The organism is Mesorhizobium captivum (genome assembly GCF_033977165.1).
GTDB lineage: Bacteria > Pseudomonadota > Alphaproteobacteria > Rhizobiales > Rhizobiaceae > Mesorhizobium > Mesorhizobium captivum.
Genome location: NZ_JAVIJB010000014.1, coordinates 74,038 through 91,073 on the forward strand (window position 1 = coordinate 74,038; position 17,036 = coordinate 91,073).

General features: G+C 64.4%; 13 protein-coding genes. 7 read left to right on the forward strand and 6 right to left on the reverse strand.

Annotation, left to right across the window (positions count from 1 at the left end; genetic code table 11):
- Positions 1-54: 54 nt before the first annotated feature.
- Entirely contained in the window at positions 55-936 is an 882-nt protein-coding gene (locus tag RFM40_RS14340) for a glucosamine kinase nucleotide-binding domain-containing protein (protein WP_320225051.1), read from the reverse strand.
- 200 nt (positions 937-1,136) lie between these two features.
- Here RFM40_RS14340 and RFM40_RS14345 point away from each other — a divergent pair, with 200 nt between their 5' ends.
- The 6 genes from RFM40_RS14345 (at position 1,137) to RFM40_RS14370 (ending at position 7,672) form a co-directional block, all read left to right on the forward strand.
- Entirely contained in the window at positions 1,137-2,045 is a 909-nt protein-coding gene (locus RFM40_RS14345; protein ID WP_320225052.1) for an N-acetylmuramic acid 6-phosphate etherase, read from the forward strand.
- Positions 2,046-2,094: 49 nt separating this feature from the next.
- Complete coding sequence (locus RFM40_RS14350; RefSeq protein ID WP_320225053.1) at positions 2,095-3,354, forward strand: ABC transporter substrate-binding protein; 1,260 nt, start codon at positions 2,095-2,097, stop codon at positions 3,352-3,354.
- A gap of 225 nt (positions 3,355-3,579) precedes the next feature.
- Positions 3,580-4,509 carry a carbohydrate ABC transporter permease gene (locus RFM40_RS14355; protein WP_292302795.1) on the forward strand — a complete coding sequence of 310 codons (930 nt, stop codon included), beginning with the start codon at positions 3,580-3,582 and terminating at the stop codon, positions 4,507-4,509.
- Between the two features lie 9 nt (positions 4,510-4,518).
- On the forward strand, positions 4,519-5,358 hold the full coding sequence (locus RFM40_RS14360) for a carbohydrate ABC transporter permease (RefSeq protein WP_320225054.1): 840 nt from the start codon (positions 4,519-4,521) through the stop codon (positions 5,356-5,358).
- A 238-nt stretch (positions 5,359-5,596) separates the two neighbouring features.
- Positions 5,597-6,658, forward strand: a complete 1,062-nt coding sequence (locus tag RFM40_RS14365; protein WP_320225055.1) for a Gfo/Idh/MocA family protein — start codon at positions 5,597-5,599, stop codon at positions 6,656-6,658.
- Positions 6,659-6,673: 15 nt separating this feature from the next.
- The gene (locus RFM40_RS14370; protein WP_320225056.1) at positions 6,674-7,672 is read left to right on the forward strand and encodes an ABC transporter ATP-binding protein; all 999 of its coding nucleotides are present in this window, start codon (positions 6,674-6,676) and stop codon (positions 7,670-7,672) included.
- A gap of 201 nt (positions 7,673-7,873) precedes the next feature.
- Here RFM40_RS14370 and RFM40_RS14375 read toward each other — a convergent pair whose 3' ends face one another.
- The 5 genes from RFM40_RS14375 to RFM40_RS14395 form a co-directional block, all read right to left on the reverse strand.
- Entirely contained in the window at positions 7,874-8,719 is an 846-nt protein-coding gene (locus RFM40_RS14375; RefSeq protein WP_320225057.1) for a fumarylacetoacetate hydrolase family protein, read from the reverse strand.
- A 247-nt stretch (positions 8,720-8,966) separates the two neighbouring features.
- Positions 8,967-9,698 carry an SDR family oxidoreductase gene (locus tag RFM40_RS14380; protein WP_320225058.1) on the reverse strand — a complete coding sequence of 244 codons (732 nt, stop codon included), beginning with the start codon at positions 9,696-9,698 and terminating at the stop codon, positions 8,967-8,969.
- A gap of 217 nt (positions 9,699-9,915) precedes the next feature.
- A complete protein-coding gene (locus RFM40_RS14385) occupies positions 9,916-12,291 on the reverse strand; it encodes an aldehyde dehydrogenase family protein (RefSeq protein ID WP_320225059.1) in 2,376 nt (791 codons plus the stop codon).
- Positions 12,292-12,458: 167 nt separating this feature from the next.
- Entirely contained in the window at positions 12,459-13,514 is a 1,056-nt protein-coding gene (deoC, locus tag RFM40_RS14390; protein ID WP_320225060.1) for a deoxyribose-phosphate aldolase, read from the reverse strand.
- Positions 13,515-13,914: 400 nt separating this feature from the next.
- Positions 13,915-14,742 (reverse strand): ferredoxin--NADP reductase, encoded by an 828-nt coding sequence (locus RFM40_RS14395; RefSeq protein WP_320225061.1) that lies wholly within the window; start codon positions 14,740-14,742, stop codon positions 13,915-13,917.
- 221 nt (positions 14,743-14,963) lie between these two features.
- Here RFM40_RS14395 and RFM40_RS14400 point away from each other — a divergent pair, with 221 nt between their 5' ends.
- The gene (locus RFM40_RS14400; RefSeq protein ID WP_320277708.1) at positions 14,964-17,036 is read left to right on the forward strand and encodes a hydantoinase/oxoprolinase family protein; all 2,073 of its coding nucleotides are present in this window, start codon (positions 14,964-14,966) and stop codon (positions 17,034-17,036) included.

Genomic DNA, 17,036 nt, shown 5'->3' on the forward strand with positions numbered 1-17,036 from the left:
GCGGCGCTCATCGCGGCGCCTCCGGCAGCATGGCGAATATCTGGTCGGCGGCGCTCATCGGCCAGCCCCCGACTTGCCGGCAAAGATGCGCACGGCCATCTGCACCGCGCCGCCGAGCGCATCGTCAAGCGGGGCTTTCAGCAGCGCCTGATAACGAGGCGACAGGCGCGGCGCGTAGAGCGGCGCCAGGCCGCCGAGCAGGCAGAGCGGAGCATCGTCCGCAAGATCGAGCGCGCCGAGCGAGGCCTCGACGTCGGCAACCGCCTTGTCGAGGATCCAGTTGGCGACGAGGTCGCCCTTTTCGGCATGCTCGAAGACTTTTGGCGCGAAGCCGCCGAAGTCGCCGGGCTTGGCATTGGTGGTGAATTCGACCACGTCCTCGGGATTGTTGCGGAAGACGGCGAGCATCGCTTCCGTCAAGGGTGAGCCGGGTCGGATGCCGTCATAGGCGAGCAGCGTCTGCTCGAGCAGATCGCGGCCGATGCGGGCGCCGCTGCCCTGGTCGCCGACCTGGAAGCCCCAACCGCCGATGGCGCGTGACTTGCCCGCCTTACGCGCCATATAGGCGGTGCCGGTGCCGAGAATGGCCATGGCGCCGTCGCCGGAGCCGACCGCGCCTTCGAGCGCGATCTCGGCGTCAGTCTCGACGCGGCTTTTGCTGAAAGGCAGGATTGCTTCCAGCTGCTGCCTGTAGGTGCCGACATTGGCACCGGCAAGACCCAGAATGGCCGGCGTGCGCGGGATCAGCTCCGGATCATGGCCGGCGGCGAGGAATGCCTGCCTCGCCGCCTCGACGATGTTGGCGCGCGCACCGGTAAGATCGGTGCGGATGTTGGCCGCGCCGCTTTTGGCACGGCCAACGACGGCGCCGTCGGCGGTCGCAAGGGCCGCCCTGCAGCTGGTGCCGCCGCCATCGATGCCAAGCACGAATTTCACGCGATTTTCTCCTCGCCGCGGATAATACCAATAAAATACCAATAGCCAAGCGTTAATTTCCGTTCAAAAAAGATTAAGGCGTATTTTATTGATAAATCGTGGGAATTTACCGGCTAGGCAATTCCATGTGACGAAATCGGTTAATGGATGTGGACAAGTGGTATTTTTTTGGTATTGTTCGCCCAGTTGGAGGAAAGCGGATGGCCGAGACGCGCACGGAAGCGCTTCATCAAAATGCCGAGGGGCTGGATGTTCAGACCCCGGATGCCATCCTTTCGTTCCTCGCCAACGCGCAGGTCGAGGCCGCCAAGGCCGTGCACGGCGCCATTCCGGCAATTGCCGAGGCAGCCGAGCTCATCGCAAGACAATTGAAGAGCGGCGGCAGGCTCGCCTACGCGGCGGCCGGCAGTTCCGGCCTGATGGCTGTCGCGGATGCACTGGAGCTTCCAGGCACATTCGGCATCGCGCGCGACCGCATCGCCATCCTGATCGCCGGCGGCGACGAGGCGTTCCGCACGCTCGCCGGAGGACCGGAAGACGATACCGAGGAAGCTGCGGCGGCGGTCGCAAAGGCCAATATCGGCAAGGGCGACTGCCTGATCGCCATTTCGGCCAGCGGTTCGACGCCCTATGCCGTCCAGGCGATCGGCGACGCGCGGCGGCGGGGCGCCGCGACGATCGCAATCGCCAACAACAAGGATGCGCCGCTGTTCGGCGAGGCCGATGTCGCCATCCTGCTCGAAACGCCGCCGGAGCTGATCGCCGGCTCGACCCGCATGGGCGCCGGCACCGCGCAGAAGATCGCGCTCAACATGCTGTCGACGCTCGCGGCCATCCATCTCGGCCATGTGCATGACGGCTACATGGTCAATCTCACCGCCGACAACATCAAGCTGCGCGACCGCGCGGTGCGCATGGTCGCCGCCATCACCGGGCGCGGCCGCGACGACGCGGCGCGCCTGCTCGAAGAGAGCGGCGGTGTAGTCAAGACTGCCATTCTGCTCGCCGCGGGCGCCGCCAACGCCGACGCGGCCGAGAAGATACTGGAAGGAGCAGGCCAGAAGCTCAGGCCGGCGCTTTCCGCGATCGAGGGGAGCAAGGGGCACTAGCCTCTGTTCTCAGAACCGAACCTGAAAAAGGTCAACAGGGAGACTGGACATGACGACCAAACTACTGACGGCAATTCTGCTCGGCACGAGCATCCTCGGCACCACCGGGATGGCGCTGGCCGAGGACGTAACGCTCAACATCGAGAGCTGGCGCGGCGACGACCTGACCATCTGGAAGGACAAGCTGATCCCGGCCTTCGAGGCCAAGAACCCCGGCATCAAGGTGGTGTTCGCGCCGTCGGCGCCGACCGAGTATGACGCAGCACTTGGCGCCAAGCTCACCGCCGGCTCGGCGGGCGACCTGATCACCTGCCGGCCGTTCGACAAGTCGCTGGAGCTGTTCAAGAAGGGCAATCTCGCCGACCTCAGCTCGCTGCCCGGCATGGACAACTTCTCGCCCGTCGCCAAGGCCGCCTGGCAGACCGACGATGGCAAGTCGAGCTTCTGCGTGCCGATGGCTTCGGTCATCCACGGCTTCATCTACAACAAGGACGCCTTCGACAAGCTCGGCCTCAAGGTGCCGACCACCAATGAAGAGTTCTACGCCGTGCTCGACAAGATCAAGGCGGACGGCACCTACATTCCGATGGCAATGGGCACCAAGGACCTCTGGGAAGCCGCGACCATGGGCTACCAGAACATCGGCCCGAACTACTGGAAGGGCGAGGAAGGCCGCGCAGCCCTGATCAAGGGTGAGCAGAAGCTGACCGACGCCGACTGGGTCGAGCCCTACAAGGAACTGGCCAAGTGGAAGCCCTATCTCGGCGACGGCTTCGAGGCGCAGACCTACCCGGACAGCCAGAACCTGTTCACGCTCGGCCGCGCCGCCATCTACCCGGCCGGCTCGTGGGAGATCGGCCTGTTCAACACGCAGGCGCAGTTCAAGATGGGCGCCTTCCCGCCGCCGGTGCAGAAGGCCGGCGACACCTGCTACATCTCCGACCATACCGATATCGGCATGGGCCTGAATGCGGCGTCGAAGCATCCGGAAGAGGCCAAGAAGTTCCTGTCCTGGGTCGCTTCGCCGGACTTCGCCACCATCTACGCCAACGCGCTGCCGGGCTTCTTCAGCCTGAACAGCACGCCGGTGAAGATGGAGGACCCGCTGGCGCAGGAATTCGTCTCGTGGCGCGGCAAGTGCAAGTCGACGATCCGCTCGACCTACCAGATCCTGTCGCGCGGCACGCCGAACCTCGAGAACGAGACCTGGGTCGAATCGGCCAACGTGATCAATGGCACCGACACGCCGGAAGCCGCGGCCAAGAAGCTGCAGGACGGCCTCGACAGCTGGTACAAGCCGGCGAAGTAATTTTTGCCATCGAACCGGCCGGGCGCCTGCCCGGCCGGTATTCGGACAGTTCTTAGATAGCGATTGTCGGCGCCGCCTCTCGGTCTTACCCTCAGCGTTGCGGGAAAGACGAAGCCGCACTGTCGCTGGCCTTGTCCCTTCGCATTATGGGACATTCGGGCCGTGCATCGAGGCACAAGCTAAGCATCATCGACCTGGAACCGAGAGACGGCGGGGACCGAACTCATGGCCGCACAAACACGACCCAAGAAACCGATCCGCTGGCATATCGGCGTCTTCCTGGCGCCGGCGGTGCTCGTCTACACGGCGGTCATGATCCTGCCGCTGTTCGGCACCCTCCAACTCTCCTTGTTCCGCAACATCGAGCAGTCCCAGGTGTTCGTCGGGCTGGGCAATTTCCGCACGCTGTTCGGCGACCCCAACTGGTCGGTGAATTTCTGGAACGCGCTCAGGAACAATGTCTGGTTCTTCATCATCCACATGCTGGTGCAGAACCCCATCGGCGTCCTTTTGGCTGCGCTTCTCTCCAGCCCCAGGCTGCGGTTCGCCGCCTTCTACCGCACGGCGATCTTCGTGCCGACGATCCTGTCCTTCGTCATCGTCGGCTTCGCCTGGAAGCTGATCCTGTCGCCGATCTGGGGCGTGGCGCCGCACCTGCTCGATTTCGTCGGGCTGAAGAGCCTGTTCACGCCGTGGCTCGGCAAGGAGCAATATGCGCTTACCGCGCTCAGCCTGGTCTCGGTCTGGCAGTTCGTCGGCATCCCGATGATGCTGATCTATGCGGCGCTGCTGTCGATCCCCGATGAGGTGATCGAGGCCGCCGAATGCGACGGCATCACCGGCATGGCGCAGTTCTGGAAGATCAAGCTGCCGCTGATCCTGCCTTCGATCGGCATCATCTCGATCCTCACCTTCGTCGGCAATTTCAACGCCTTCGACCTGATCTACACGGCGCAGGGGGCGCTGGCCGGGCCGAACTATTCGACCGACATCCTCGGCACATTCCTCTACCGCGCCTTCTTCGGCTTCCAGCTGCAGGTCGGCGACCCCAACATGGGCGCGGCGATCGCCACGATGATGTTCCTGATCATCCTCGCCGGCGTCTGCGTCTACCTGTTCCTCGTCCAGACGCGCCTGCGTCGCTACCAGTTCTGAGGGGGAGCCATGAGCACCGCTACCCGTTCGCTCCCCCGCACCATCGGCGCCCACGCGGTCCTTTTGACCTACACGGTGATCGCGCTGTTCCCGGTGATCCTGGTGATCATGAATTCCTTCAAATCCCGCGCGGGCATCTTCGGCGCGCCGCTGACGCCGCCGACGCCGAAGACCTTCGACCTGATCGGCTACACCACCGTGTTCGGCCAGGGCGACTTCTTCCACTATTTCCAGAACAGCCTCGTCGTCACCGTCGCTTCGCTGTTCTTCGTGCTTTTGTTCGGGGCGATGGCCGCCTTCGCCCTGTCGGAATACCGCTTCCGCGGCAACACGCTGATGGGGCTCTATCTGGCGCTCGGCATCATGATCCCGATCCGCCTCGGCACTGTCGCCATCCTGCAGCTGATGGTGGCGACGGGGCTGGTCAACACGCTGACGGCGCTGATCCTGGTCTACACCGCGCAAGGCCTGCCTTTAGCCATCTTCATCCTGTCGGAATTCATGAAGCAGGTGTCCGACGATTTGAAGAACGCCGGCCGCATCGACGGGCTATCGGAATACACGATCTTCTTCCGGCTGGTGCTGCCGCTGGTGCGTCCGTCCATGGCGACGGTCGCCGTCTTCACCATGATCCCGATCTGGAACGATCTCTGGTTCCCGCTGATCCTGGCGCCGTCGGAAGAGACCAAGACGGTGACGCTCGGCGCACAGCTCTTCCTCGGCCAGTTCGTCACCAACTGGAACGCGATCCTGGCGGCACTCTCGCTGGCGATCCTGCCGGTGCTGATCCTCTACGTCATCTTCTCGCGGCAGCTGATCCGCGGCATCACGTCCGGAGCGGTGAAGTGAGCCGTAACAGCCAACTCTTGATAGGGCTGCGCTTCACCCCACCCGGCGCTTCGCGCCGACCTCCCCATCGAGGGGAGGTAGAAGGTCGCCGCTTTATTCTCGGCCGCCTGGGTTATCAGTTCAGAGCAGCTTCTGCGGCGGGGATGTTCACGCCAACGCCCTATCTCCCCTTGATGAGGAGGTCGGCGCGCAGCGCCAGGTGGGGTGACACCCTCTCAAGAGAAAGTGGAGTGGCTAGGTGAGCGATAAACCGTCTCTTCGCGTCGTCGTCGCCGGCCTCGGCAATATGGGCCGCAGCCATGCGCTCGCCTACCATACCAATCCGGGCTTCGAGATCGCGGCCTTGGTCAACCGCTCCGACGTGCCGCTGCCGGGTGGGCTTGCCGGTTACGGCATCAGGCGCTCCTTCGAAGACGCGCTGCGCGACGAGAGGCCGGACGTCGCCGCGATTGCCACCTATTCCGACAGCCATGCCGATTATGCCGTGCGGGCGTTGGAGGCCGGCTGCCACGTCTTCGTCGAAAAGCCGCTGGCGACGACGGTGGCGGATGCACAGCGCGTCGTCGACGCTGCCAAGGCCAACGGCAAAAAACTGGTGATCGGCTATATCCTGCGCCACCATCCGTCCTGGGTGCGGCTGATCGCCGAGGCGCGCAAGCTCGGCGGTCCGTACGTCTTCCGCATGAACCTCAACCAACAATCCTCAGGCCACACCTGGGCGACGCATAAGCAGCTCATGCAGACCACCTCGCCGATCGTCGACTGCGGCGTGCATTATCTCGACGTGATGCTGCAGATCACCGACGCCAGGCCGATCGAGGTGCGCGGCATGGGCGTGCGGCTCTCCGATGAAGTCGCGCCGTCGATGTACAATTACGGCCATCTGCAGGTGCTGTTCGAGGACGGCTCGGTCGGCTGGTACGAGGCCGGCTGGGGGCCGATGATTTCGGAAACCGCCTTCTTCGTGAAGGACGTGATGTCTCCAAACGGCTGCGTGTCGATCGTCATGAAGGAGGGCGTGAAGTCCGACGACATCGACACCCACACCAAAACCTCGACCATCCGCCTGCACAGCGCCGCGACCGGCCCGGACGGCAAGTTCGCCAAAGAGGACCAACTGCTGTCGATGGAAGGCGAGCCCGGGCACCAGGAACTCTGCGACCTCGAACAGGCCTTCCTGCTCAAGGCCATCCGAGAGGACATCGACCTCACCCGCCACATGGACGACGCGGTGAAGTCGCTCGCCGTCTGCCTGGCGGCCGACGAGAGCGTGCGCACCGGCGCCTCAATCAAACTCTAGAACAAGGACGAAGCCGTGGGCTCGCTGAACATCGAGAATGTGAAGAAGGCGTTTGGGCCGGTCGAGGTGTTGAAGGGCATCGACCTCGAGGTCAATGACGGCGAATTCGTCGTCTTCGTCGGACCGTCCGGCTGCGGGAAGTCGACGCTGCTGCGCGTGATCGCCGGGCTGGAGGATTCGACCTCAGGCCGCGTGCTGATCGACGGCGATGACGTCTCCGTCACGCCGCCCGCCAAACGCGGCATCGCCATGGTGTTCCAGACCTACGCGCTCTATCCGCACCTAACGGTGAAGAACAATATGGGCCTCGGCCTAAAGCAGGCCGGCACGCCTTCGGCCGAGATCGACCGTCGCATCAAGATCGCTTCCGCCATGCTGTCGCTCGAGCCCTATCTCGAACGGCGGCCGGCGGAGCTCTCGGGCGGCCAGCGCCAGCGCGTCGCCATCGGCCGCGCGGTGGTGCGCGAGCCGAAGCTTTTTCTCTTCGACGAGCCGCTGTCGAACCTCGATGCGGCACTGCGCGTCAACACCCGTCTGGAGATCGCGCAGCTGCACCGGCGACTGAAGGCGACGATGATCTACGTCACCCACGACCAGGTCGAGGCGATGACGCTGGCCGACAAGATCGTCGTGCTCAACGCCGGCCGCATCGAGCAGATCGGCAGCCCGATGGAGCTCTACAATTCGCCGGCCAACGAGTTCGTCGCCGGCTTCATCGGCTCGCCGAAGATGAACTTCATCGACGGCGCCAAGTTGGGCGAGACGGCCAAGACCGTCGGCGTGCGGCCGGAGCACCTGACCGTCGATGCGAAGTCCGGCGCCTGGAAGGGCGCCGTGGTCCATGCCGAGCATCTCGGCGCCGACACCAACCTCTATCTCGACTGCGAGAAGGCGGGGATGCTCACCGTGCGCATCTTCGGCGTCTACAATGCCGAGCCGGGCGCCACGCTCTACGCGACGCCGGATCCGGCGAAGACGTACCGGTTTGGAGCGGATGGGAAGGTGTTGAAGTAGCGCGGGCTTCCCCTTCTCCCCTTGTGGGAGAAGGTGGATCGGCGCGCAGCGCCGAGACGGATGAGGGGTGCGCGACAGAGCGCGACATAAAAAAAATCGAAGGATCTGAAGCGCTTATTTCGGCAACGCCGAGATCCTTCCAACACCCCTCATCCGGCCGCTTCGCGGCCACCTTCTCCCACAAGGGGAGAAGGGGAAATGCTACTCGTCCGCCTTGAACGTCTGCTTCTGCTGGCCCATGCCTTCGATGCCGAGCTCGACGACGTCGCCGGGCTTCAGGAACACCGGCGGCTTCATGCCCAGCCCGACGCCGGGCGGCGTGCCGGTGGAGATGATGTCGCCGGGCTGCAGCGACATGAACTGGCTGAGATAGGAGACCAGATATTTGACGCCGTAGACCATGGTCCTGGTCGAGCCGTTCTGCATGGTCCTGCCGTTGACGGTCAGCCACATCTTGAGGTTCTGCGGGTCGGCAATCTCGTCCTTGGTCACCAGCCAGGGGCCGATCGGGCCGAACGTGTCGCAGGACTTGCCCTTCGTCCACTGTCCCTGGCGCTCGGCCTGGAAGGCGCGCTCGGAAACGTCATGCGCGACGCAATAGCCGGCAACATAATCCAGCGCATCGTCCTCGCTGACATACTTCGCCGTCTTGCCGATGACGACGCCGAGCTCGACCTCCCAGTCGGTCTTGACCGAGCCGCGCGGGATGAGCACGTCGTCGTCCGGCCCGACGATGGCCGAGCTTGCCTTCATGAAGATGATCGGCTCCGGCGGCACGGTGGCGCCGGTCTCGGCGGCGTGGTCGGAATAGTTGAGGCCGATGCAGATGAATTTCCCCGTGCCGGCGACGCAGGCGCCCAGGCGCGGCTTGTCGGAAACCGCCGGCAGCGATTTCGGATCGAGCTTCGACAGCATGTCCAGCGAGGCCGGATGCAGCGCCGTGCCGGCGATGTCGGCGACATAGGCCGAAAGGTCGCGGATCGTGCCATCCTGATCGAGCAGGCCGGGACGTTCGCTCCCCACCTCGCCATAGCGCAGCAACTTCATCTTCAGTTCTCCACCTTGCGGCCAAAGGCCGTTTTGCAAAACTCTCCGCCCCGACGACGGCTCATGCGAAAATCGGGCGGACCGTACCCACCGACCTTGCCTGCGGCAAGCACAGACACCGCGCAAGCGGCCGGGAGGCAGGATTTTTCAGACTGATCGATGCTTCCGGCAAACGCGGAGGCCGGATCCGATCTTCCTGTTCGCCCGCCATCTATTCCCGAACTGCCGCGATCTTTCCGAACGGACGTCAGATCGACCAGCCGCCGTCGATATTGTAGGCCTGCCCCGACGTGTAGGTCGCGCCAGCCAGATAGACGGCAAGATCGGCGATCTCCTCGGGCGTGCCAAGCCTTCCCATGGGCTGGCGGGCGATGAACGCCGCGCGGGCCGCCTCATAGTCGCCCTGCGCATGCATGCGGTCCTGCAGCGACGGGCTCTCGACGGTGCCGGGGCAGATGGCGTTGCAGCGGATGCCTTTGGCGACATAGTCGGCCGCGACTGCCTTGGTGAGGCCGACGACCGCCGCCTTGGTCAGGCCGTAGACGAAGCGGTTCGGCACGCCTTTCTGCGAGCTTGCCAGCGACGCCATGTTGATGATCGAACCATCGCCGCGCTCCAGCATGCCGGGCAGCACGGCGCGGATGGTGCGGATCATCGAGCGGACATTGAGATTCAACGCGAAATCGAGATCGGCGTCGGTCATTTCGAGGATCGAGCCGGAATGGACGAAGCCGGCGCAGTTGAACAGCACATCGACCGGGCCGATCTCGGCGAAAGCCGAGGTGACGGCCGCATCGCTTAGCACGTCGAGCTTGCGGGTTTTGATGCCGGGCATCTTGCCGAGTTCGGCCAGCGCCGCGTCGTTGATGTCGGTGGCATGCACGGTGGCGCCCGCCTTGGCGAAAGCCAGCGCGCTCGCGCGCCCGATACCCTGCGCCGCCGCGGTGACGACGACCACCTTGCCTGCCAGATCCGCCATTCTTTCCTCCAGGTCTCGCAAGCTTTTCTTACCGGCGGCCGAGCAGGATGCAATGTGCCAGGCAAGCCTGTAGCCTTATTGTTATTCCGCAGGCCAATTGTTTTTTCTGGTTAAAGAACATGTGACGATGCGTCAAGCTTGGAAGCCTGCGGCAAACGCGCCGATTTCCAGAGCAGGTCACATCGTCAAAGCGCGACGCCTGTTTGGTACTCGCGCCTTAGTCGCCGTACGGCACCCAGACGTTCTTGACTTCGATGGCGCGGCGCAGGAAAGCCTCGCCGGCGGCATCGCTCGAGGTCCAGTCGAGACTGCGGCCATTGCCGGTCCAGACGCGCTTGAGGTTGCCGATGGAATCGGCTTCCGCCTTGGTGCAGGTGTCGGCAACGGCGAACAGCCAGAGCCCGTCGACATCGTCATGTTTGGCCAGCACGCCTGCGAGTTCGGCGCTGCGGCCGGTGACGATGTTGATGGCGCCGGCCGGGACGTCGGAATATTCGATCACCTGGTAGAGGTCGGTGGCTAAAAGCGGGTGACGCTCCGACGGGACCGCCACCACGGTGTTGCCCATGGCAAGCGCCGGCGCGATTAGCGAGGTGAAGCCGAGCAGCGGCTGGTTGTCCGGCGCGACGATGCCGACGACGCCCACCGGCTCATGCAGTGCCAGTGTCACGACGCGCGCCGGCGGCTGATGGACGCGGCCCTCGAACTTGTCGGTGAGGCCGGCATAGAGGAACAGCCGCTCGATGGAGAGGTCCACTTCCTCCCGCGCGGCCCTTGCCGTCACTCCGGTAAGCTGGACGAGACGCGCCGCAAACTCGTCGGCGCGGCCGGACAGGTTTTCGGCGAAATAGTAGAGCACCTGGCTGCGGTTGAAGGCCGTCGCGTCCGGCCAGGCCTTGCACGCTCGGGCAGCAGAAACTGCGTCGCGGATGTCCTTGCGGTTGCCGAGACCGACTTCGCCGGCAAGCTTGCCTTTGGCGGTCGCGACGGCGAGCGAATAGTTGCCGTCCGGCCGCACCTGCTTGCCGCCGATGAAGAGTTTTGCGGTGCGGTCGATGGACGCGCCGTCGGCCTGCTCAACCGGCTGAGCGGAGCTGGCCGCCGTCGGTTTGATGGCCGGCCCGACGGGCAGCTTGGCGGCGAGATATTCGAACACGCCCTCGCGCCCGCCTTCGCGGCCGAAGCCGCTTTCGCGATAGCCGCCAAAGCCGCAGGCGGCGTCGAACATGTTGGTGCCGTTGACCCAGACAACGCCGGCCTTCAGCTGCGGCGCGACATGCAAAGCGAGGTTGATGTTCTCGCTCCACACGGAGGCGGCAAGACCGTAGCGCGTGTTGTTGGCAAGCTCGATTGCCTCCTCGGTGTTGCGGAAGCTCATCGTCGCCAGCACCGGACCGAAGACCTCTTCCTGCGCCAGGATATTAGCCGGCGCAACAGAAGTCGCGAGCGTCGGCAAGTGATAGTAGCCGGTTGTCGGCAGGGCGGCGTCCGGCTGCCAGCAGACCGCGCCCTGCCTGGCACCCTCGGCGATCAGGCCTTTGACGCGATCGAGCTGGGTACGGTCAACCAGCGGGCCGATATCGGTGTTCTTGTCGAGCGGGCTGCCAACGCGCAGCCGGCTCATCCTGACCTTGACTTTGGCGATGAAGGCCTCGGCGATGCCTTCCTGCACAAGGAGACGCGAGCCGGCGCAGCAGACCTGGCCCTGGTTGAACCAGATGCCGTCGACCAGTCCCTCGACCGCGCTGTCGAGATCGGCGTCCTCGAAAACGACGAAGGCTGACTTGCCGCCGAGCTCCAGCGAAAGTTTCTTGCCCGAGCCGGCCGTTGCCTTGCGGATGATCTTGCCGACTTCCGAAGAGCCGGTGAAGGCGATCTTCTGGACGCCGGGATGATTGACGATGGCAGCGCCCGCTTCCGGCCCGCCCTGGACGATGTTGACGACGCCTTTCGGCACGCCTGCGCGCTCGCAGATCTCGGCGAACAGGATGGCGGTTAGCGGGGTGAACTCGGCAGGCTTGAGCACCACCGTGCAGCCGGCGGCGAGCGCCGGCGCGATCTTCCAGGCCAGCATCAGCAGCGGGAAATTCCACGGAATGACCTGGCCGACGACGCCGACCGGCTTGTGATCGGGAAAATCCTTTTCCAGCGTCTGCGCCCAGCCGGCATGGTGGATGAAGTGACGGATGGCCAGCGGCACGTCGATATCGCGGCTCTCGCGGATCGGCTTGCCGTTGTCGATCGATTCCAGCACCGCGAACAGGCGCTGGTGGCGTTGCATGGCGCGGCCGATGGCATAGAGCACTTTCGCGCGTTGATAGCCCGAAGTCGCCGACCATTTCGGCAGCGCCTTGGCGGCCGCCGTAACCGCCACGTCGATGTCGGCGGCGCCCGCGTCCGAGACCTTGGCGAGCAGCTTGCCGGAAGACGGCTCGCTGGTGTCGAAGGTTTTGCCGCTTGCCGCCGTCTTCCAGGCGCCGTCGATGAACAGCGCTTTTGCGAAATCGCGCGAGGCCAACCAGGCATCGGCCTCGTTGCGGGCTTCCGGCGCCGGGCCGTAATCCATGGCGTGATAGCGTTCGAGGACGTTCATGGGGTGCCTCCTTTACCCTCCCCCTTGTGGGGAGGGTCGATCGGCGACGCCGATCGGGGTGGGGGTAAATGGCTTTTGGTTTGGTGCATTGGACGGGCTGTTTAATTCTTTCGACCCCCACCCCGCAGCTCTGCGGCGACCCTCCCCACAAGGGGGAGGGTGGGGTGCTAAGCCATCGCGTGGCGGTGGTTGGCCGAATAATGGCCGGTCAGGTGGTGCTCTAACTGGCGTTCGATGTCTGTGAGCAGGCTGGACGCCCCGAAGCGGAACAACTCCTGCTCGAGCCAGGGCCGGCCGAGCTCCTCCTTCATCAGCACAAGCCAGTCGAGAGAAGCCTTGGCGGTCGAAATGCCGCCCGCCGGCTTGAAGCCGATCAGATAGCCGGTCTCCTCGAAATAGGCGCGGATGGCGCGCACCATGGCAAGGCCGACGGGCAGCGTGGCGTTGACGCTTTCCTTGCCGGTGGAGGTTTTTATGAAATCCGCGCCCGCCATCATCGCCACCATGGAGGCCAGCATCACGTTGCGCAGCGTGGCGAGGTCGCCGGTGCCGAGAATGACCTTGAGATGGGCATCGCCGCAGGCAGCGCGCATGGCGACGATCTCGTTGAACAGCTCGCGCCATTTGGCGCCGTAAACCAGGCCGCGCGGGATGACGACGTCGATCTCGTCGGCGCCGTCACGCACCGAAGCCTCGATCTCCTGCAGGCGAGTCGAGAGCGGCGCAAGCCCGTGCGGGAAGGCAGTGGACACGGCGGCGACATGGATACCGGTGCCGCGCACTGCCTCGACCGCCGTGGCAACGAAGGGATGATAGACGCAGACCGCCGCCGGGCGAATGGTTTCGCCTGATATGCCGAGGCCGTCGACGATATCCTTGCGCAGCGGATTGATCGCCTTGGCGCAGAGCCGGCGCACACGCTCGTCGGTGTCGTTGGAGTTCAGCGTGGTGAGGTCCATGCAGGCAATGGCGCGCAGCAGCCAGGCAGCCTGGTTGTCGGCCTTGATCGAGCGCCGCTTGGTGAGCGTGGCGACACGGCGTTCCAGCGCCGAGCGGTTGACGCTGCGCACCGATTCCAGGAAGCCGAGATCGAGCTTCATGCCGGGGTTGCGGGCTATGCCGTGCTCCAGCGGCATCGGCGTGTTGGCGGCAGCGCGCGCCGGCAGCGGCATAACCTTGGACGCACCGGCGCCTGCGCCGGCCTCGCGGATGGTGCTGCTCATCTCCTGCCCTTTCATTCAGCGACGTGCGCCGAAGATAGCCCGCGAAGTTGTCCTTCACGAGTCCTTCGAGGGGTCATAACGAAAAAAGCCCGCGAAAGCAGCAGATTTTTGACCGTACGGTCAAAACATCATGCTAAGTGGGCGCTCCCGACGTTGGAGATTGGCCGCAGCGCCCATCCCTTCGTCATACTCGGGCTTGACCCGAGCATCCATTCCGTGACCTCAGCCGCAGAGCGCAACGGCGCAGAATTCTGTAACCGCTGCAACGCCTAAGCATCGCGGAATGGATTCTAGGGTCTGCGCGCGTCGCTCCGCTCCTTGCTCCGCCCTAGAATGACGAAGCTCGAATGTCGTCGCTAATCTCAGACGCCTCTAACAGAGCTGGCGGCTGCGGCGCGCCTCAGCCGACGAAGGCGCGCTCGACGACGAAGGTGGCCGGATGGCTGAGCGAGCCTTCCTGGAAGCCGAGGCTCTCGGCGAGTTCCTTGACGTCCTTCAGCATGTGCATCGAGCCGCAGATCATGATGCGGTCGGTCTCGGGGTTGAGCTTCTCAATGCCGAGGTCGGAGTAAAACTTGCCCGAGCCAATCAGCGCGGTGATACGGCCCATGAGCGCCGATTCCTCGCGCGTCGTCGAATTGTAGAGCGTGACGCGGCCGCCGGTCAGCTCGCCGATCAGCGGGTCGGTCTCGAGTGCTGCCACCAATTCCTGGCCGTAGGTGAGCTCGGCATTGTCGCGGCAAGTGTGGGTGAGGATGACCTGATCGAATTTTTCATAGGTGTCGGGATCGCGCAGCAAGCTGGCGAAGGGCGCGATGCCGGTGCCGGTCGAGATCATGAAGACGCGCTTTGCCGGGGTCAGCGCATCGAGCACCAGCGTACCGGTCGACTTCTGGCGCATGATGACGGTGTCACCGACCTGGATTTTCTGCAGCTCGGAGGTCAGCGGACCGTCCGGCACCTTGATCGAGAAGAATTCGAGCTCGTCGTCCCAGGCCGGGCTGGCGACGGAATAGGCGCGGAAGATCGGCTTCTCGGCATTGGGCAGGCCGATCATGACGAACTCGCCGGACCGGAAACGCAGCGACTGCGGGCGGGTGATGCGGAACGAGAACAGCCGGTCGGTATAGTGCTTCACCGACACCACGGTCTCGGCATAGACATTGGCCGGGATCGGGAACTGCAGCGGCCTGGCGCCGGCAATGTTCAACGCGGATGTCGTGTTCATCAAACCCAACTTTCCGGGCCATGCTCAAAGGCGCTGGCGCCAAACCTTCTCCTGCGCGCCCGAACGATCAGGTTCCGGCGTGCCCTTAACACACTGCCAAGCGGTAAGCTCTTGTGTCGAGAATTTATTAGTATACAAATGATCTTCAGGTCAAGATGGCGGCGTAAAACGCCTTTCCAAACCGAGGCATATCCGTAGTCCTGGCATTTCGAGTTTCGGCAATGAATGAGAAATTTTCGGCGTCTACGGGAAGCGTCGTTGCCGGCATCGATGTCGGCGGAACCTTCACCGACCTGCTCTTGATCGACGGCAAGGCGGGCGGCAAGGTGCATATTGCCAAGACGCCGACCACGGTGGAAAATCAGGCCTTTGGCGTGGTGGCCGCGCTTGGCGCCACCGGCTTTCCGGTCGACGGCATCGACCTCATCGTGCACGGCACGACGACCACCACCAACGCGGTGCTGGAGCGCCGGCTGGCACGAACCGGCATGATCACCACGCGCGGCTTCCGCGACGTGATCGAGCTTGGCCGGCGAACGCGGCCGCAGGCCTATGGCATGACGGGCACCTTCGTGCCGGTCATCCCGCGCGATCTCAGGCTCGAAGTGTCGGAGCGCGTTGAAGCGTCCGGCGCGGTGCGCGTGGCGCTCGACGAGGCCGAGATGCGCGATGCGGTCAAAGGGCTCCTCGCCGCCGGCTGCGAGTCGCTCGTCATCCATTTCCTGCACTCCTATGCCAACCCGGCGCATGAGCGGCGCGCGGCGGAGATCGCGGCGGAACTCTGGCCGAACGGCCACATCACCACCGGCCATGCGCTGCTTTCAGAGGCACGCGAGTTCGAGCGCGGCGTGACGGCGGCGGTCAACGCCTCGGTGCAGCCGATCCTCGAGCGCTATGTCGAGCGGCTGCGCAAGGAGCTCGCCGCAAAAGGCTATGCCCGCGATTTCCTGATCATGAACGGCAACGGCGGTATGATCTCGGCCCGCTTCGTCGCGCTGGAATCGGCAAAGACCGTGATGTCCGGCCCGGCGTCGGGCGTGATCGCCGCCGCCTATACGGGAAAACGCGCCGGCTTCGGCAATCTCGTCACCTACGACATGGGCGGCACATCGACCGACGTGGCATTGATCCGCAATGCCGAACCCGCCGTGTCGAACGAGATCGAGATCGAATATGCGATGCCGATCCATGTGCCGATGGTGGCGGTGCACACGGTCGGCGCCGGCGGCGGCTCGATCGCGCGCGTCGACGCGGCAGGGCTGATCCAGATCGGCCCGGAAAGCGCCGGCGCCAATCCCGGCCCGATCTGCTACGGGCGCGGCGGCACGGAGGCGACCATCACCGACGCCAATCTGGTGCTCGGGCGGCTGGCGCCGAAGAAGCTGCTGGCGGTCGACAATCCGGTCACCGTCGAGCGCGTGACCGGCATTTTCGAGGAGAATATCGGCAAGCGCACCGGCCTTTCCGGCGTCGAAGCCGCGGGCGCGGTGCTCAGGCTCGGCAACATGAAGATGGCCGGCGCCATCCGCATGGTCTCGGTCTCGCGCGGCCATGACCCACGCGATTTCGCGCTGTTCGCCTTCGGCGGCGCCGGGCCGCTGCACGCGACGGCGCTTGCCCGCGAGCTCGGTCTGCCCAGGGTGCTGGTGCCGGCGCGCCCCGGCATCACCAACGCGCTCGGCTGCGTCGTCGCCGATTTGCGGCATGACTTCGTCAACACAATCAACCAGCCGGTAGGTGGGCTCGATGAAGCTTCGCTTCAGGAGGTGTTGGAACGGCACCGAAACGAAGGCGAGGCGCTGATTGCCAAGGAAGCGGTGAAGCCGGACGCGATCCGCGTCACCCATTCGGCCGACATGCAGTTCGTAGGCCAGACGCACATCATCAACGTGCCTCTGCCGTCGTCTTCGGTTTCACGAGAAACGCTGCAGCTTCTGTTCGAAAAGGCCTATTTCGCCCGCTTCAAGGTCGAGCTGCCGGAGATCCGCGCCAACCTCGTCAACCTCAACACGTCGGTGACCGGCGTGCGGCCCCAGATCGACCTGTCGCGGCTGATCGACCCGGCAGGACGCGCGGCGACACGCGAGGAGGCGCGACGCGAGATCCGGCCGGTCTGGTACAGCGGGCGCTGGCACGACACGCCGGTCTACTCTCGCGAAAAACTGCCGCTCGACGCCGTCATCGAAGGGCCGGCGATCCTCGAGCAAATGGACGCCACCACGGTGCTCGAACCCGGCGACCGCGCCCGCTCGGACGCCGACGGCAACATCATCATCGATATCGGCGAGGCCTGA